Origin of the sequence: Nonomuraea longicatena (assembly GCF_039525605.1) — a bacterium.
Lineage (GTDB): Bacteria > Actinomycetota > Actinomycetes > Streptosporangiales > Streptosporangiaceae > Nonomuraea > Nonomuraea longicatena.
Window position 1 is genome coordinate 63,740 of the sequence record NZ_BAAAHQ010000004.1, and the last position, 17,738, is coordinate 81,477.

Annotated in this window: 16 protein-coding genes; 9 read left to right on the top strand and 7 right to left on the bottom strand. The window is 70.7% G+C overall.

All coding sequences use genetic code 11. The features are described from left to right. Nucleotides 1–144: 144 nt before the first annotated feature. A complete protein-coding gene (locus ABD120_RS05555) occupies nucleotides 145–1,041 on the top strand; it encodes an NUDIX hydrolase (RefSeq protein ID WP_343948601.1) in 897 nt (298 codons plus the stop codon). Between the two features lie 338 nt (nucleotides 1,042–1,379). Here the strand turns inward: ABD120_RS05555 and ABD120_RS05560 are convergent, their stop codons facing one another. Next, nucleotides 1,380–2,315, bottom strand: coding sequence for a LysR family transcriptional regulator (locus ABD120_RS05560; protein WP_343948602.1), 936 nt, complete (start codon nucleotides 2,313–2,315; stop codon nucleotides 1,380–1,382). A gap of 80 nt (nucleotides 2,316–2,395) precedes the next feature. Between ABD120_RS05560 and ABD120_RS05565 the strand changes: the two genes are divergently transcribed. The 6 genes from ABD120_RS05565 (at nucleotide 2,396) to tgmC (ending at nucleotide 10,445) form a co-directional block, all read left to right on the top strand. After that, nucleotides 2,396–3,679 carry a pyridoxal phosphate-dependent aminotransferase gene (locus ABD120_RS05565; RefSeq protein ID WP_343948603.1) on the top strand — a complete coding sequence of 428 codons (1,284 nt, stop codon included), beginning with the start codon at nucleotides 2,396–2,398 and terminating at the stop codon, nucleotides 3,677–3,679. A gap of 114 nt (nucleotides 3,680–3,793) precedes the next feature. Further along, nucleotides 3,794–4,438, top strand: a complete 645-nt coding sequence (locus tag ABD120_RS05570; RefSeq protein WP_343948604.1) for a GNAT family N-acetyltransferase — start codon at nucleotides 3,794–3,796, stop codon at nucleotides 4,436–4,438. A 240-nt stretch (nucleotides 4,439–4,678) separates the two neighbouring features. Further along, nucleotides 4,679–7,648 (top strand): AfsR/SARP family transcriptional regulator, encoded by a 2,970-nt coding sequence (locus ABD120_RS05575; protein ID WP_343948605.1) that lies wholly within the window; start codon nucleotides 4,679–4,681, stop codon nucleotides 7,646–7,648. A gap of 450 nt (nucleotides 7,649–8,098) precedes the next feature. Next, a complete protein-coding gene (gene tgmA / locus ABD120_RS05580; RefSeq protein ID WP_343948606.1) occupies nucleotides 8,099–8,359 on the top strand; it encodes a putative ATP-grasp-modified RiPP in 261 nt (86 codons plus the stop codon). Next, on the top strand, nucleotides 8,359–9,303 hold the full coding sequence (gene tgmB, locus ABD120_RS05585) for an ATP-grasp ribosomal peptide maturase (protein WP_343948607.1): 945 nt from the start codon (nucleotides 8,359–8,361) through the stop codon (nucleotides 9,301–9,303). The genes tgmA and tgmB overlap by 1 nt, the downstream gene beginning before the upstream one ends. Further along, nucleotides 9,300–10,445, top strand: a complete 1,146-nt coding sequence (tgmC, locus tag ABD120_RS05590; protein ID WP_343948608.1) for an ATP-grasp peptide maturase system methyltransferase — start codon at nucleotides 9,300–9,302, stop codon at nucleotides 10,443–10,445. The genes tgmB and tgmC overlap by 4 nt, the downstream gene beginning before the upstream one ends. Before the next feature lie 94 nt (nucleotides 10,446–10,539). Here tgmC and ABD120_RS05595 read toward each other — a convergent pair whose 3' ends face one another. The 4 genes from ABD120_RS05595 to ABD120_RS05610 all read right to left on the bottom strand — a co-directional run bounded on the left by ABD120_RS05595 (nucleotide 10,540) and on the right by ABD120_RS05610 (nucleotide 14,285). Then, on the bottom strand, nucleotides 10,540–11,925 hold the full coding sequence (locus ABD120_RS05595; protein ID WP_343948609.1) for a DUF7059 domain-containing protein: 1,386 nt from the start codon (nucleotides 11,923–11,925) through the stop codon (nucleotides 10,540–10,542). A gap of 19 nt (nucleotides 11,926–11,944) precedes the next feature. Continuing rightward, nucleotides 11,945–12,907, bottom strand: a complete 963-nt coding sequence (locus ABD120_RS05600) for an NAD(P)-dependent oxidoreductase (protein WP_343948610.1) — start codon at nucleotides 12,905–12,907, stop codon at nucleotides 11,945–11,947. A 70-nt stretch (nucleotides 12,908–12,977) separates the two neighbouring features. Continuing rightward, nucleotides 12,978–13,568, bottom strand: coding sequence for a TetR/AcrR family transcriptional regulator (locus ABD120_RS05605; RefSeq protein ID WP_343948611.1), 591 nt, complete (start codon nucleotides 13,566–13,568; stop codon nucleotides 12,978–12,980). Nucleotides 13,569–13,652: 84 nt separating this feature from the next. Next, nucleotides 13,653–14,285, bottom strand: coding sequence for a VC0807 family protein (locus tag ABD120_RS05610; RefSeq protein ID WP_343948612.1), 633 nt, complete (start codon nucleotides 14,283–14,285; stop codon nucleotides 13,653–13,655). A 127-nt stretch (nucleotides 14,286–14,412) separates the two neighbouring features. Here ABD120_RS05610 and ABD120_RS05615 point away from each other — a divergent pair, with 127 nt between their 5' ends. Together ABD120_RS05615 and ABD120_RS05620 are read left to right on the top strand one after the other, a co-directional pair. Beyond that, entirely contained in the window at nucleotides 14,413–15,204 is a 792-nt protein-coding gene (locus ABD120_RS05615) for an SURF1 family cytochrome oxidase biogenesis protein (protein WP_343948613.1), read from the top strand. A 52-nt stretch (nucleotides 15,205–15,256) separates the two neighbouring features. Continuing rightward, a complete protein-coding gene (locus tag ABD120_RS05620; RefSeq protein ID WP_343948614.1) occupies nucleotides 15,257–16,453 on the top strand; it encodes an amidohydrolase family protein in 1,197 nt (398 codons plus the stop codon). Here the strand turns inward: ABD120_RS05620 and ABD120_RS05625 are convergent. Continuing rightward, complete coding sequence (locus tag ABD120_RS05625; RefSeq protein ID WP_343948615.1) at nucleotides 16,434–16,781, bottom strand: YkvA family protein; 348 nt, start codon at nucleotides 16,779–16,781, stop codon at nucleotides 16,434–16,436. The two genes, ABD120_RS05620 and ABD120_RS05625, sit on opposite strands and share 20 nt — an antisense overlap. A 27-nt stretch (nucleotides 16,782–16,808) precedes the next feature. Next, nucleotides 16,809–17,738 (bottom strand): amidase (locus tag ABD120_RS05630; RefSeq protein WP_343948616.1); only part of this gene is annotated, 930 nt, incomplete at its 5' end.

The window sequence follows — 17,738 nt, forward strand, 5'->3', positions numbered from 1 at the left end:
GCCGGTGCCTGACCCAATCAGCCACCGGAGCCCGTAGACGCGTCCGCGCCCCTGCCGCAGGCTGTGGCAGGGGCGCGTAAAACGCTCGCTGGCTCAGCCCGTCTACGTCCGGATCGCCGCAGATACGCTCGCTCGTGGACGGACGTGAAGCACGATTGGGGCCCGACCATGCAGCCCGCCGAACGGCAGGCGCTGACCGGGATGCGCGTAGCGGTTCCGGACCACACCGACTTCAGATGGCAGGGCGAGCCCAGACGCGGCCCTGTCCGTACGATGAGCTGGGTGACCGAGACACCTCCTCCAGCAGGTGTGGACCTCTTCGAGGTCCATCGGCTGTGTCTTGAGGAATCCGAGGCGCCGCCCCTGTCACCTGAGGACCGCGCGGCCAGAGACCGCGTGTGGACTGCGGCGACCTCGGCTAACCCGACGCTTTTCGACGGTCCGGTGGTGGCGTGCGCCGGAGTGGAGTGGGAGGGGCCTCGTGACCTTGTGCTCTTCTGGGCGCGGGTGACCTACCGGCACTACGCGCTACGCCGGGTACCGGGCTGCCGCTCGTGGCTGCCGTCGTTGTTCGTGAACGTGGTGCAGCCCACCGACGACGGGCGGATGCTGGTGGCGCGGATGTCGTCCTCGACAGCCGCTCCGGGGCGGTGGCAGCTACCCGGCGGCTCGGTGGAACCGCCCGAAGGGGGGCAGGTGCTCGACGAGGCGGCGTTGCGTGGTCACGCCGTACGGGAACTGGCCGAGGAGACCGGCATCAGCGCGGCGCCGGAGCGGCTGCGTCTGTGGGTCGTCACACGTGGAGAGAACGGCAGCATCGGCGTGACCTACCTCGCACCGCCGGTGAGTACGGCGGAGCTGCGTGAGCGCTTCGCCATTGCGGTGGCCGACGAGCGCGCCCGGGGATGCGACCCCGAGTTGGACCGGATCGCGCTGGTCGGTTCACCTGCCGATCTCACCAGACTCCGGGGACCGCACGCGGACTACCTGGAACCTCTCGTACGCCGCTACGCGGGATTCCATCGCCGGCCCGGCGGGTGAAACACTCCGCGCGGTCGGCTTCGGGACCGGCCGTCAGACATCTGCAAGGAAGGCGCGGGCCCGTTCGTCGAGTTCGGTCGCGCTGCGCAGGCCCCGCTCGCGGAACCGTCTGAGAGCGGGAGCGGTGAAGGTCGTGCCGAGCCTCGAAGATACCGACGCCCTCGTGGCCATGGTTTCGGCAGCCTGACTCCGCAGGGCGACACCGAACGTTCGGGCCTGCCCAAGGGCGGAGTCGTCGCGGTGGGGTGTCGCAGGAAAGAGGAGCGTGTTCCTGGAGGCCGTCAGCCCGGCGCGGTGGGTGGCGGGTGGTGGGGCTTCGCCGTGACAGCGAATGCTGATCAGCGGTCGTAGAGCCGCACCGGCGCCAGGTCGGCGGCCAGGTAGCGGGCGGCGACGTGCAGCGCGCGCAGGGTCACCGACACCGACGGCCGGTGCACGCTGGAGCCCCGCGCCACCGCGTGCACGTCCCGCCCCACCGGGTTCCCGGGGAACTCCCGCACCGCGATCCCCCGCACCCCCGCCGCCAACGCCAGCGCGGGCACCGCCGCGATCCCGATGCCCTTCGCCACCAGCGACAGGATCGTCCCCAGCCCCTCGAACTCCCACGGCGTCGGCTTCGTCCCGCCCACGTCCACGAACAGCCGGTCGACGGCCAGCCGGGACGGTTCCCCGTCCGGCGTCGCCATCCACGGCTCGTCGCGCAGTTCGGCGAGGTCCAGCGGGACCTCCGGGTCGGCCAGCCGGTGCTTGCGCGGCACCACCAGCACCAGCGGGTCGTGCAGCAGCGGGAACACCCGGGTGTTGTCGCTGTCGCGCACCCGCCCGTACCAGTCGTCGATGAGTGCGATGTCCACCTCCCCCGACTGCACCTCCCGCATGCCGCGTCCCGACCGGCTCTGCCCGAGCCGCAGCGTGAGCCCGGTGTGCCGCCGCAGGGTGCGGGCCAGCGCGGGCGCGAACGCCACGGCGGCCGTGGGGAAGGCGGTGATCACGATTCGCCCGGTCGGTGTTCCGGCCTGCGCGGAAAGGTCGGATTCGGCCTCCTCGACCATGGACAGGATGCGCTCGGCGTGCACGACCAGCCGCCGCCCGGCGTCGGTGAGTTCGGCGCTGCGGGCCGTGCGGTCGAGCAGCGCGGTGCCGGTCTCGCGTTCGAGCGCCGCGAGCTGCTGCGAGACGGCCGACGGGCTGTAGCCCAGCGCGGTCGCGGTGGCGGCGATGCTGCCGCGCCTGGCGAATTCCCGGATCAACGTCAGTCTGCGCAAATCGAGCATCAGAGTTCCTTATGCCTACCCACGAAAAGCCTCGCTTGTCCTGATGCCTTTATCCCACCACGCTTGGGAACGTGACAAATATGACAGTGACGTTGTCCGCCACGCTGGCGGCGAACGAGGACATCGAGCGAAGACGACGCGCCGGGGAGCGGGTCCTGCACCTGGCATTCGGTGAGGCAGGACTGCCCGTCCACCCGGCGCTGCGCGACAGGCTCGGCGCCGCGTCCGACCGCAACGGCTACGGGCCGGTCGCGGGAGCGGCCGGGTTGCGCGAGGCGGCGGCGGGCTACTGGTCGAGGCGGGGCCTGCCCACGGACCCCGATCTCGTCGTCTGCGGGCCGGGCAGCAAGTCACTGCTGTACGGCCTGCTCCTGGCCATCGGCGGCGACATCGTGCTGCCGATGCCGAGCTGGGTCAGCTACGCGGCACAGGCCGACCTGGTCGGCGCCCGCCCGATCCTGGTCCCGGCGCCCCCCGGCGAGGGTGGGGTGCCGGATCCCGAGCTGGTCGCCACGGCGGTCCGCGAGGCGCGCGCCCAGGGCAGGACGGTCAGGTCGCTGCTGGTGACGCTGCCCGACAACCCGACCGGACGGCTGGCGACGCCGCCGACGATCCGCCGCCTGGTGGAGGTCGCCCGCGAACTCGACCTGATGATCGTCTCCGACGAGATCTACCGCGACCTGGTACACGATCCGCTGACGCCGTACATGTCGCCCGCCGATCTCGCGCCCGAGCGCACGGTCGTCACGACGGGCCTGAGCAAGAGCCTGGCGCTGGGCGGCTGGCGCATCGGCGTGGCGCGGCTGCCGGACGGCGCCCACCACCTGCGGACCCTGCTGACGGCGGTGGCGAGCGAGATCTGGTCGGCCCCGGCCGCGCCCGTCCAGGAGGCCGCGGCCTACGCGTTCGCGGAGCCGTCCGAGCTGGTCGAGCGGGTCGCGCAGAGCCGCAGGCTGCACAGCGCGGTGACGCGAGCGGTGTACGACCGGTTCGTGGAGTTCGGCTGCTCGGTGGCACTCCCCCAAGGCGGTTTCTACATTTATCCGGACCTGGGCCATCTACGGCCAGGCGGCTCGGCCGAGGTCACCCGAGTACTGCTCGACCAGCACGGCATCGGGGTCCTGCCGGGCCACGCGTTCGGCGACGACCCCGCTGCCGCCCGCGTCCGGGTGGCGACCAGCCTGCTGTACGGCGAGAGCGCCCAAGAGCGGCTGACGGCCCTTTCCGCACCCGATCCGCTCGCCCTGCCGTGGGTGGCCGCGAACCTGAACCACCTGTCCAGAGGGCTTGCCGATCTCTCCGCCGCGCGCCCGCGTGAACAGCGGCGCTCACTGGTGTCACAGTTGGGCGAATCTTTGCCCTGACGACACGCCGAATAGTGGCTCTGACCTGCGAATTCATGGGGGCTGCGACAACCGGTGGAGGTTGGCCTCGGCTACCTGGTCACAGGGGGGCGCGACAGCCCTCATCATGTGCTCATGCCCGCTGTTGTCACCTTGTCCGGGCGCCTCGTGCGCCTGGAGCCACTCAGCCTCGCGGCGATCGACGACCTCGTCGCCGCGGCTTGTGAAGACCGTTCCACTTACGCCTTCACTCGCGTCCCGAACTCCCGGGACGAGATGGCCTCCTATGTGGAGACCGTCCTCGCTGAGCAGGCGCAGGGCCGCGCTGTGCCCTACGCCATCCGGTGGCTGAACACCGACCGTATCGTCGGTGCCACCCGTCTGATGAACCTGGAGTACTGGCAGGGGCCCCTGCTCTGGTCTCCCGGATCACTGCGAGAGGTGGGCGAGTCCCCGTCCGTGGCGGACATCGGTTACACCTGGCTCAGCGTCTCGGCGCAGGGCACGGGGGTCAACCGGGAGAGCAAGTTCCTCATGCTCTCTCACGCGTTCGAGACGTGGAACGTCCACCGCATCACGCTCAAGGCAGATGCCAGAAACGAACGATCACGGGCCGCCATCCTGGCCCTCGGCGCACACTTCGACGGGGTGCGGCGAGCGGAAAGCCGGGGCGCCGATGACACAGTCCGAGATACGGCGTTCTATTCGATCTTGAATGCGGAATGGCCCGCTATCCGAGAACGGCTCTATACCAGGCTCGGGTACGCCGAGGCCGCATAAACCCACAGGTCAAGGCCCCGCCCGTTATCGTTGGGCGGGGCCTTCAGTTCTGCGGCAAGGCACGACCGCCCCCGCTCCAGGGGCCGTGCTCCGCTGACAAACAGCATGGACAGGAAGACTCAACACTCGATCAACGGCTAATCAACGCTTCGGTTAACGGACAGTAGGCTGCCTAGGTGTTAGCCGAGGATGGATCTATGATTTGGTAACAAATCGTTCCATTGCTCAGGAGACGTACGCATGGCTGGTCACGGCATCGAAGGCGAGCTGAGGTTCGCCGTCCTCGGTCCGGTCCGTGCCTGGCGCAACGGCGAGGAAGTCGACCTGGGCACCCCGCTGCAGCGCTCGATCCTCGCCATGCTGCTCCTGCGCGAGGGCCGCGCGGTCACCCCCACCGAGATGATCGACGCCGTGTGGGGCGAGGAGGCGCCGCCCCGCGCGCTCGGGGCGCTGCGCACGTACGTCTCGCGGCTGCGCACCGTCCTCGAACCCGACCGTCCCGCCCGCTCCCGCCCCGAGCTGCTGACCTCGGTCGGCCGGGGGTACGCGCTGCGGCTGCCGGACGGCGCGCTCGACCTGACCCGCTTCGAGAAGGACATCGCCGACGCCGAGTCCGCGCGCAAGGCGGGCCGGGCCGAGGAGGCCGCCGGACTGCTGCGGGCCGCCCTCGCCCTGTTCGAGGGCGAGCCACTGGCCGGGGCCGTCGGACCGTACTCCGAGCATCAGCGCGACCGCCTGATCGAACGGCGGCTGAGCGTCGTCGAGACGCTCATGGACGTCGACCTCGACCTCGGCAACCACGCCGCGATCGTCTCCGAGCTGATCGCGCTCACCGCCGACCACCCGCTGCGCGAACGGCTGCGCGCCCAGCTCATGCTGGCCCTGTACCGGTGCGGACGGCAGGGCGACGCACTGGCCGTCTTCACCGAGACCCGCGACGCGCTGGTCGACGAACTCGGCATCGACCCCGGCCCGGAGCTGGCCGCGCTGCACAAGCGCATCCTGGCCGCCGACCCCACCCTCGCGATGCCGGGCGGCGGTGACGAGAGCCCGCCCGCCGACGAGGAGGTCGTCCACGAGCTGCCGCGCCCGGCGCAGCTTCCCGCGGCCGTCAACGACTTCACCGGCCGCAAGGAGGTCGCCGGACGGCTGCGCACCCTGCTGTCGGCGCAGAGCGCCAGCGAGGGCGTGCCCGTGGCCGCGATCTGCGGCATCGGCGGCGTCGGCAAGACCGCGCTGGCCGTGCACGTGGCCCACACGGCCGACGACCTGTTCCCCGACGGCCAGCTCTACGCCGACCTGCGCGGCTACAGCGACGAGGCCACCGCGCCCGAGTCGGCGCTCGGGGCGTTCCTGCGGGCGCTCGGCATCCCGCCGGACGTCATCCCCGACGGCCTGCCCGAACGTTCCGCGCTGTACCGCTCGCTGCTCGCCGATCGGCGCATCCTGGTCCTGCTCGACAACGCCCGCGACACGGCCCAGGTCAGCCCGCTGCTGCCGGGCAGCCCCGGCTGCGCCGCGATCGTCACCAGCCGGGTGAAGCTCGCCGACCTGCCCTCCGCCCGGCTCATCGACCTGGACGTCATGGAGCCGGACGAGGCGCTCACGCTGTTCGCCGCCGTCGCCGGGCCCGAGCGGGTGACGAGCGAGCACAGCGCGGCCATGGACGTGGTGGCGGCCTGCGGGTTCCTGCCGCTGGCCGTACGCATCGTGGCCGCCCGCCTGGCCGCCAGGCCCGCGTGGACGGTCGCCTCGCTGGTGCCGCGCCTGGCCGACGAGCAGCGCCGCCTCGACGAACTGCGCGTGGGCAACCTCGCCGTCGACGCCACCTTCGCCCTCGGGTACGGCCAGCTCGACCCGGCCCAGGCCCGCGCGTTCCGGCTGTTGTCGCTGCCCAACGGCCCCGACATCTCGGCCGGGGCGGCCGCCGCCGTCCTGTCGATGAGCACCCTCGACACCGAGGACCTGCTGGAGTCCCTGGTCGACGCCAGCCTGCTGGAGGCCCCGGCGCCCGGCCGCTACCGCTTCCACGACCTGCTCAAGCTCTTCGCCCGCCGCGCCCTCGAACAGGCCGAACGCCCCCAGGCGCGCACGATGGCGCTGCGGCGGCTGCTCGGCTTCTACCTGGCCTCCGCGCAGTCGGCGCACCGGCTGGCGTACGAGGGCAGCATGATCTCCGACAACCTGGTCGTCGTGGCCAGCGGACGGACGTTCGCCACCGCCGACGACGCCGTCGCCTGGCTCATCGCCGAAGGCGACGCCCTGTTCGCCGCGATCAACCAGGCCGCGACCGCCTCCCGCGCCGGCGAGCAGCTGCTGCCCGCCGCCGACCTGCTGGTGGCCATGGAGCCGCTGCTGGAGTCCGGCACGCACACCCGCGAGTTCGACCACGCCACGAAGGCGGTGCTGGCGACCGCCACCCGCATCGGCGACCCGGCGTGCGAGCTGCGCGCCCGGTACGTGCTCGGCCGGGTGCTCTTCGCCGGCAACCGGCTCACCGAGGCCGAGCAGCATTTCCGGGCCGTGCACGAACTGTCCACCGCCCGAGGCGAGAAGGTCGTCACCGGCGAGGTCCGCAACGCGCTCGCCGTGGTCGTCGGCAGGCAGCGCCGTCACACCGAGGCACTGAGCTGGTTCGAGGCCGCCATGGAGTTCTACCGCGAGAACGGCGTCCCGGCCGGCGAGGCGCTGGTGCTCAGCTACTCCGCCCGCGACCATCTCGGGCTGGGCCGCGCCGAGGACGCCATCGCGGCGGCGGAGAAGGGCCTGGCGATCTTCACGGAGATCGGCAGCGGCGCCGGTACCGCCCGCGCCCGCTACCACCTCGGCATCGTGCTGTCGCGCGTCGGACGCCTCGCCGAGGCCGTCCACCACCACGCCGAGTGCCTGTCGTTCTTCCGGTCCAGCAAGCAGCGGGTGTGGGAGCAGCGGGTGTGCTCGCGGCTCGCCGAGACCTTCATCACCGCCGAGCGCTACCCCGACGCCGTCCGCCACGCCGAGCAGGCGCTGATGGTCAGCAGGGAGATCGGCCACCCGTACGGCGAGGCGCTGTCGCTCACCGTCCTGGGCAAGGCGCTGATGGCCATGGGCAGCAAGACCCGGAGCCTCGACTGCCTACGGCAGGCTTTCGACATCTTCGCAAGGCTCGGCGCTCCCGAGGCCGGGGATCTCAGGTCCCTCGTCGAGAGTGCTCAGGTCGTCGAGTCCTGAGTACAGCTCGTCGTCCAGACGTGTCATCCACACATGGTTGATCAAGGCTGGCCCCTCGGGAACGGAAAAGTTGTAGCCCGGCCGGCCGTCTGACCGCCACGTTTCGCTTGGGGGCCCGGTTATCCGGATGCTCCACGTAGCGGCTAGCCGCCTCACATCGACGACCGGCCGGACTCGACACGAACCTCGAACCCCCCAGACCCGTGTCGTGATCGCCATCTTTCTGCGGCGCCGTCAACAACCAATCAACACACAATCAACGCCCCTTACAGCCCACCCGCACCGCCTCCCCCGGACAGCTGTCACGGCGGTTGCGCGCCCCGGGCAGTCGGCCTGTTGCCGATCGCCGACCAGTCCGGATATAAATAGGCGAATTCCAGAAAAGAGAAGGGAGCATACCGCTTTTGTCAGCATTTATTTAGATTCACACGCAGCGAAAGAAGGGCTGAAATGCCAGAAGAGCACACGCGTCCCTGGGGGCTGTCTCGGATGACCCCTCTTCCTCCCGCTCCTCCCGCGTCGTACAGAACGGTTCACCTCGACCCGGTGACACAGCAGGCTGTCTACGTCGACCAGAACGGGAAGCCCATCGAGGCGGGTAGGCACGGTACCAACAAGCAGACCAGCAAGGCGCAGACGACCGGAGGAAGCGACGGCCAGAATCCGACGCCACCGGACGAGACAACCGTCACGGACTACGACAACGACTGATGGACGACGGCGTGATCCTGGTTCTCACCTGCCTTGAGGACTCGTCGGCGGACATGGTGATCGGCCACCTGATCGCGCAGGGAGCACAGGTTGCCCGCTTCGATCCGGGTATCGAATTCCCGTCCAGGGCCATCGTCTCCTCCGTATTCGGGGCGGGCCCACCGAGAGGACGACTTGTCACCGCCACGCGGCAGGTGGACCTGGAGCGGGTGCGGGCCGTCTATTACCGGCGGCCCACTCCCTATCCAACGCCACCAGCGTCGCAGGCAGCGACGTTCGTGAGCAGAGAAGCCAAATTCGGGCTGGGCGGGATCCTGGCGACGCTTCCCTGCCGATACGTCAGCCACCCCTGGACGCTGCTCGCCGCCGAGCACAAACCCCTCCAGCTCTCTGCCGCTCAGCGAGCCGGTTTCGCGGTACCTGCCACGCTGATGACGAACGACGTGGAAGAGGCGCGGGCATTCGCCGCCGAACACGGGCAGTTGGTCTACAAGCCGCTACGGGGCGGCTCCTACACCGGCGCCGACGGCGAGCCGTGCACCATCTGGACATCGCCGGTTCAGCTCGGCGACCTTGACGACGGCATCGGCCACACGATCCACCAGTTCCAAGCCCGGGTAGACAAGACAGCCGATCTACGGGTCACCGTCGCGGGAGGCCAGGTGTTCTGTGTTCGGCTTGATTCCCGCCTACTGGACTGGCGGGCCGATTATGAAGGTATTACGTACACGGTGATCGCCCCTCCTGCCGGCCTGCCGGATAAATGCTTCGCCTTCCTCGCGGAGCTGGGGTTGCCGTTCGGGGCGTTCGATTTCGCGCTGACCGAAGACGGCCCCGTGTTCTTGGAGTGCAATCCGAACGGCCAATGGGGGTGGATCGAAGACGAGACAGGTCTGCCCATCGCCCGAGCCATCGCCGATCTCCTTCTGGAGGATCCGACGTGAATGATCCCGTGCCGTCCGAAGCGGCGTCAGTGTTCCGCCGCGCTCTGGCCGATCTTCTGTCCTCCTCGTCGTGGGTGGAGGAAGTCGCGAGCGTGCCGCGTGAGCTGTTCCTCGGGGAGGCGATCTGCCGGGCGGGCCGGTACGGCGATCGGTGGGAGGTCCTCCGGCGTGAGGAGATGAGCGCACCCGAATGGCTACGCCTCGCCTACAGCGACGAGACCTGGGTGACCCAGGTGGACGGCGCCATGGCGGCAGACGCCGAAGGCGGCCTGTCGGGAGCACCTACATCCTCGTCCACACAGCCCGGCCTGGTCGTCCGCATGCTGGAGGTCTCCCAGATCCGCAAGGGCGACACTGTCCTGGAGATCGGGACAGGGACCGGGTACTCCACAGCGCTGATGTGTCACCGGATCGGGGATCGGGCCGTGACGTCGATCGAGTACGACCCGGTCGTGGCCGCCCTGGCTCGCACAGCGATCACCGCAGCGGGATACGCACCGACGCTGGCGGTGGGCGACGGACTGAGCGGTTTCGAGGAGAACGCCGAGTATGACCGGCTGATCGCCACCTGCTCGGTCCGATACATCCCGGTTCAGTGGATGTGGCAGGTCCGCGATGGCGGTACGATCACCGCTCCTTTGCGAGGGTGGCTGGGCGGGACCGCGTTCGCCCACCTGACCTTGGACGACGCAGGCAATGCCAGCGGCCGGTTCCTCGGTGACCGCCTCGACTTCATGACGGCCCGGCCACATCTGCCCCACCCCTTGTCGGACTCGATGCTCCCACGGGGTGAGCCACGAGTGAGCAGGATCGACCCCAATGTCCTCCACGACCCGGCCGCAGGGTTCGTCGCTCAACTCGCCGCGCCGTCGGCCCAACGGTTGGGCGCCGACGACGAGGTCATCCTGATCGACGTGGCCACCGGATCGCAGGCCGGCACGACCAGGATGGACGGGGGCGGCTGGACGGTGCGCCAGCACGGCCCGCTGCGGCTGTGGGATGCGGTGGAAGGCGCGATCGAGACGTGGCGGAACGCCGGTGCCCCCGATCAGTCGGCGTTCGGCCTGACCGTCACCCGGTCCGGCGACCAGCGTGTATGGCTGGGCGATCCCGACGGGCCTTGCTGGTACCTGCCCGCGTAGTCGTCACGGCGGGGAGAGCGGCGGGGAGGGGCGTCTTCCTGGAGGCCGTCGGCGCAGGGTGGCGGGTGGGCGGGCTGGGCCGTAACGGGAGGTTCTAGGTCGTGAAGAAGCCTTCGGCGATCAGCGGGCGCAGGGTCTCGGCCCGGACCTGGTCGCCGTCGATCAGTTCCGCGATCACGTTGAGCAGCGGCCCCAGCGCCAGGTCGCCGTCGCAGACGCCCGCCAGCGCGGCCTCCACCGTGCCGACCTCGCGCGTGCGCAGCAACCCCCGCGTCTGCCGCAGCACGATCTTCATCGGGTCCTCCGCCCCGGGCAGCCCGGTCCGCTCGTCGAGCAGGCCGGCGGCGGTGCGCAGCCGCACCGCCTCCAGGTCGTCCAGCCGGTGGGCGGCGCCGATCGCGTCGAGCACCTCGTCCACGTACGCTCCCACCGGCAGCTCCACCCGATGGGTGAGTTGCTCCACCCGCACCACCGGGTCGAGCGAGCCGGTGTCGCGCAGCGTGATCCACCCGAAGCCGATGCCCTCGACCTTGCGCTCGTCGAACCACTCCAGCCACCGGTCGTAATGCGCGGCGTAGGCGGGTGTGCCCTGCTCTGCGGCGTCCTTGAGCCACAGTTCGACGTACTCGGCCGGGTCCTGCACGTCGCGCTGCACCACCCAGCCGTCGCAGCCGGTCTCGCCGAGCCAGCCGCCGACGCGCTCGCGCCAGTCCTCGCCCTCGACGTGCAGCCAGTTCGCCAGGAGGTGCGCCTGCCCGCCGGGGTTCAGGTGCCGGGGCGCGTGCCGTACGAGGTCGCGGCAGAAGTCGTCGCCGCCCACCTCGCGGTAGGTCAGGGCGCCTTCCGGCGCGATCACGAACGGCGGGTTGGAGACGACGAGGTCGAACCGTTCGTCCTCGACCGGCTCGAACATCGACCCGACCCGCGCGGACACGCCGTTCACGCCGGACAGCGCCCAGCTCAGCCGGGCGAGTTCGACGGCGCGCGGGTTGACGTCGGTGGCGACGATCTCCTCGGCGCGGCCGTGCAGGTGCAGGACCTGGACGCCGCAGCCGGTGCCGAGGTCGAGCGCGCGTTCGACGTGCCTGCGGCTGACCAGTTGCGCCAGGTTCGCGGAGGCGCCGCCCGCGCCGACGACGTGGTCGCTCCGCAGCGCCGGGTCGCCCGGCCGGACCTTGCGGTCGGAGACGACGTAGCCGTCCTCCCACGGCTGCAGGTGCACCTCGGCACGCGCCCGGTCGCCGTCCGCCGCCACGAGCCCGGAGTCGAGGACGGCGGCGGGCAGGCTCTTCGCGGGCACGTCGGCGCCGAGCCACCACAGCCGGATCAGGACGGCCAGCGGGTCGAGGTCGGCGGTGGCGCGCAGCGCGGGGACGAGTTCCTCGCGGGACAGCGCGGTCGCGGCCATGTCGCCGAGCCGTTCGCGGACGCCGTCGACGGTGTAGCCGGTCTCCTGGAGGTGTGCGCGCAGTCGTTCCACCCACCCATCCTTTCACTGGCTACCAGGGCACGACGGGCGCGCACGAGTACGCGGGCAGTTCGCCGCGCAGCGCCCGCGCGATGTCCTCGACGAGCAGCGTCAGGCTCTCCGACTGGCTCTCCCCCGTCGCCTGGCCGAGGCGCGGCGTGAGCACCACGTTCGACAACCGGGTCAGCGGATGGGCGGGATCCAGCCACTCGCCCTCGAAGTGGTCGAGCCCGGCCCCGCCGAGTTGCCCGCTGCGCAGCGCGTCGACCAGCGCCGACAGGTCGTGGAGCGCAGCGCGCGAGGTGTTGAGGTAGACGGCGCCGGGTCGCATCGCGGCGAACTCGGAGTCGCCCATCAGGCCGCGCGTCTCGTCGGTGACGGGCAGGTGCAGCGAGACCACGTCCGCCTCCGCCAGTAGGTCGGACAGGGCGTGGGTGGCCTCCTCCACGTACGGATCACAGCTGATCACCCGCATCCCCAGTCCCTCGCCCCGCCAGTGCAGCGCCCGGCCGACCCGGCCGAGCCCGACGATGCCGAGGGTGCGCCCCGACAGCCGCATCCCCCGGTATCTCTGGGCGGGCGGCACCCGGCCCCGGTAGACGCGGCCGCGCCGTACCTCCTTGTCCGCGGCCACCACGTGCCGCACGACGGCGAACAGCAGCGCGAGGGTGAGTTCGGCGACCGCGTCCGGGTCGGGGTCGGCGGCGTGCAGGACGGCGACGCCGCGTTCCGCGGCGAGCGAGAGGTCCACGTCGGTGGGCGGTCCGACGCAGGCGATGACGGCGACGGGGAGGGAGAGGACCGACTGGCGCACCTGGTCACGCTCGGTCACCACGACCGAGGCGTCGGTCTCGATGATCAGGTCGGCGAGTTGCTCGTCGGTGAAGCCGAGGCCGGGTCGTGGCGGGACCTCGGCCAGATCGGCGAACTCGGCCAGGCGGGCGAGCGCGCTCTCCGGCAGTGTGGGCAGTACCAGCGCCCGAGGTCGTGTCACAATCGCGACAATAACACCACGGAGAGCGAGAAAATCATCACCCTGTGCTGAGGGTTTCGTCTCCTGTTCGTCAGCGCTGGCGCAGGCTCTGCCAGGCGGCCTCCCCCAGGCCCCTGACCTCCTCTTCCGTGGGCACGTGCGCCCCGGCGAACCACAGCCGGCACATCTCCTGCGCGGGACCGAGCCACAGCACGTAGCACATGGTCGCCGACAACGGCTGGAGCAGCCCGTTGTCCATGTGCGGACGCCACCAGTCGGAGACCGCCCGCAGGAACGCGCGCCGGGACTCGGCGACCTCCTGGCCGCCGGGCTCGTGCTTGCGCGGCGGGCGCTCGCTCACGAAGATGCGCGCCCGCTCGGGGTGCTCGCCCGCCCAGCGCATGTGGAAGGCGACCACCGCCTCGATCCCGCCGCGCGCCTCCGGCGCGCTGGTCAGCACCCTGAGGAACTCACTCTGGTACGCCTCCAGGATCTCCCCGTAGAGCACGCCGAAGACGTGTTCCTTGCTGGCGAAATGGTGGTAGAAGCTGCCGACGCTGACACCGCTCTCCTCGCGCAGGCTGGCCAGCGTGGTGGCGGACACGCCATCCTGGCTGAAGCGGCGCACGGCACCCTCGATGATGCGGGTGCGGCCGTCACGTCCCGTCTTGACACTCTTCACGCTGTCAATGGTGGGCCAACAGAACCTTGTTCCGCAAATACCGGTGCCTGTTGGATCATAGCGGCAATCTCCGGCGCCCGGTACTCACGCGGTTCTCGCCAGGCTCCCCCGGAAGTCGAGCACCGCCCCCAGGGCCACCGCGCCCAGCAGAACGGCGACCGCCGCCGTCCGCACCGCGAGGAACGTTCCCAGGCTCGCGCCGAGCAGCAGCCACAGCGTCAGCACCCCGTTGGCGAGTTGCGCCAGTCCCCACACCAGCGACTGCCTGACGAAGAACCGCCGCATCGCCGGATGGGCCACCACCCGGCCCGGCAGCGGCGCGAGGTCGGCGGTGATGCGCTGGGCCAGCGGCCGGGCGGTGCCGGCCGTACAGAGGAAGGTCAGGCTCACGCAGAAGACGCCGAGCGTGGGCGGCAGGAAGAACAACAGCGCGTTGCCCGTCAGCAGCGTCACCACCACGCGCGCCGAGATCCCCACCACCGCCAGCAGCAGCGACCCGGGCACCGTACATCGCCGCACCAGCCGCAGGAGCAGCCCGCCGTACACCCAGGCGGCCGAGACCAGCACCCCGCACATCTCGCCGCCCACCACCAGGCCCGCGTAGAAGAGCGCGACCGGCAGGATCATGCTCTCCAGGACCCTCGGCGCGGCGTGACGCAACAGGGCGCCGATCCGGGGCAACACGAACGCCTCGGTCGGCGCCACGAGAAGGGACATTCAGTACATCTTGTTTGCGTGGGGGGACACGAGACCCGACCGTACGCGATCACTTTCGATTTGGTAACCCGTTCGACCAGATCGGGGCGAGTGAGGGAGCACCCCCTCCGCTGCCTACCCTTGAGGGGTGTACCGGTTCCTGCTGACCCCGAGATGGATCACGCTCCACATCGTGGTGCTGCTGATCATCCCGGCCTTCGTGTTCCTCGGGCAGTGGCAGTTCGGCCGCTTCGAGGAGCGCTCGGCCGACAGCGACCGGGTCACCGCCAACATCGAGGCCCCGCCCGTCGCCCTCTCCCAGCTCGCCGTCCCCGGGCAGCGGGTCGAGGACGACGACCGCTTCCGCACGGTCACGGTCACCGGCACCTACGACGCCGAGGGCGCGCTGGTCGTCCGCAGGCGGCCGCAGGAGGGACGGCCCGGCTTCTACGTGCTCACCCCGCTCGTCTTCGGCGACAAGCAGGCCGTGCTGGTCAACCGGGGCTGGGTCAAGGCCGGTCCGAGCGCCGACGCCCCGCCCGACGTGCCCGCCCCCACCACCGGTCAGGTAACTGTCACCGGACGGCTACGGCTCAGCGAGACCGAGGAGTCCAGCGGCCTCAGGGAGCGCGCCGGGCTGCCGCCGGGCCAGGTGCTGCTGATCGACCCCGAGCGCATCGGCAAGGCGCTGCCGTACCAGCTCGTGGGCGGGTTCGTGGAGCTCACCGAGCAGCAGCCCGCCGCCGCCACGGCCCCTGAACCGGTGCCGGCGCCCGACGTGGGCTCGGGCGGCGGTCTCAACCTCGCCTACGGCGTACAGTGGTGGCTGTTCATCGCCTTCGCCATCGCCGCCTGGATTCTGCTCATCCGCCGAGAAGTGGCCGAGCGCAAAGCCTCGGCTGCCCCGGAGAGCGTCGCCGTATCACTCAGGGATACGTAACGGAGACAGTGCAGCTTGTTCCGCGTTACACCGCCGTCGTACGGTTACCTGCGTGACTACGCCGCTCCTCCCTGACCCTGAACCCAGGCGGCGCGACTACGTGATCATCTCCGCCGACGACCATCTCATCGAGCCCCCGAACCTGTTCGAGGGCCGCGTGCCGGAGAAGTACACAGACGTCGCGCCCAAGGTCGTGGAGACGGAGGCAGGTCATCAGGTGTGGCGCTACGGCGGCGCCACCTACCCCTGCGCCGGGATCGACGTCGGCGCCGGGCTGCCGCGCGAGCAGTGGACCCTCGATCCGGTCCGGTTCGAGAACATGCGGCCGGGCTGCCACGACATCGAGGCCCGCATCGAGGACATGGACCTCGCCGGCATCTGGGCGGCGTTGTGCTTCCCCGGCATGCTGGCCGGCCAGTCGGGCATGCCGTTCGCCCGCACCCGCGACCAGGAACTCGGCCTCGCCCTGGTCAAGGCCTGGAACGACTGGCACATCGAGGAGTGGGCGGGCACCTACCCCGAGCGCATCATCGGGTTGCAGCTGCCGTGGCTGCCCGATCCCGACGTGGCCGCCAAGGAGATCCGCGCCAACGCCGCCAGGGGCTTCAAGGCCGTCGTCTTCCCCGAGTTCCCCACCCGGCTGCGGCTGCCGTCGATCCACACCGACCACTGGGACCCGTTCCTCGCCGCCTGCGAGGAGACCGGCACGGTCGTCTGCCTGCACACCGGCGACTCGACGTGGTCGCCGGTGCCCTCGCCCGACACCCCCATCGAGGCCATCACCACGCTGATGCCGATCGGCGCGATGTACGCCTGCGCCGACTGGCTGTGGTCGCGCATCCCCCTGCGCTTCCCCAACCTGCGCATCCTCATCGTCGAAGGCGGGGTGGGCTGGCTGCCGATGCTGGCCGAACGCGCCGACTACGCCCTCGACCACCCGGTCTCCGGCGAGGCGTCCTGGGAGGGCGGGCTCAAGCCGAGCGAGGTCCTGCGCCGCAACTTCTTCTTCGGCACGCTCGACGACCACGCGCTGTCGGGTGTCCGCCTCGCGGTCGGCCTCGACCACGTCCTTCAGGAGAGCGGCTACCCGCACTCCGACTCGACGTGGCCCGACACCCAGAAGGCCGTCCACCGCAACCTGGGCCAGCTCCCGCCCGCCGACATCGCCAGGGTCGCCTACGGCAACGCCGCCCGGCTGTTCGGGCACCCGCTGCCGTCGCGCGCCTGGCTCAGACGGGAGGAGTTGTAGAGCCCGGGATGACCTTGCGCTCCCAGTCGACGTAGCGCCCGCTCTCGCCGAGCATCGAGGCGACCAGCCACAACAGCACACCGAAGTCGTCGACGACCCCGATGAGCACCAGGAAGTCGGGCACGGCGTCGATCGGCGAGATCAGGTAGACCAGGCCCATCGCCATCAGGGCCAGTTTGCCCTTGCCCATCCCGGCGTAGTCGCCGCGCATGACCGACTTGATCAGCCTCGGGATCGCGCGCACCCGCGTCAGGACCCCGGGCGTGCCCGGCTTGCTGACGTCCTGGTACGTGCGCCAGACCGCAGCGGCCCGGTTCGCCTTCCTCATATGGCACCTCCTTCACGATATAACGTGTTACCCGGCGTCCTGGGTTCCGAACGTGGACTCCAGTTGTGCGGCCACCCGGATCAACACGTCCTCGCGGCCCGGCGCCGCCACCAGTTGCACGCCCACCGGCAGTCCGGCGGCGGTTCTGTGCAGCGGCAGGGAGATCGCGGGCTGGCCGGTAGCGTTGAACGGCGCGGTGAAGGCGACCGTCCGGATGGCGCGCCCCAGTGCGGCGGCCACGCCGTCCGCCGTGTGCCAGCCGATCCGGAACGGCGCCACCCCGAGCGTGGGCACCAGCAGCAGGTCGAACGAGGTCCACCACGCGACCATCCGAGCCCGGTAGCCGTCGGTCCACAGCATGTTGAGAATATGCTCCGCGGCGCCGATCGCGCGGCCCCGCTCGGACACGAACCGGTTGAACGCCTCCAGTTCCTCCACCGCGACCGGGCGGCCCCGCCAGAGGCCGACGCCCTCCACCTCGGCGACCAGGTTGGCGCACACGATCGCGAAGAACCGGTCGGGGAAGTCCGGGTCGCCCAGCGCCTCGGGGAAGCCGGGCTCGACCCGGTGGCCGAGGGACTCCAGCAGACCCGCCGCCCCGGTGACGGCCGCCGTCAGGTCGGCGTCCTCCGGCAGGCCGCCGTGCGGGTGCACGGCCGTGAACCCGACGCGCAACCGCCCGGGATCGGCGCCGACCTCCCGCGCCAGCGGGCCGGGCAACGCCGGAGCGGTGGACGGGTCGCCCTGCTCGAACCCGGCCAGTACGTCGAGCACCGCCGCACTGTCCCTGACGGTCCTGGTGACCACGCCGTTGGTGGCCAACCCGCCCCAGCCCTCTCCGACGACCGGGCCGTGGCTCACCCGCCCCCTGGACGGCTTGAGCCCGACCAGGCCGCACAGGGAGGCGGGGATGCGGATGGAGCCCCCGCCGCCGCCCGCACCGGCGACGGGGACCAT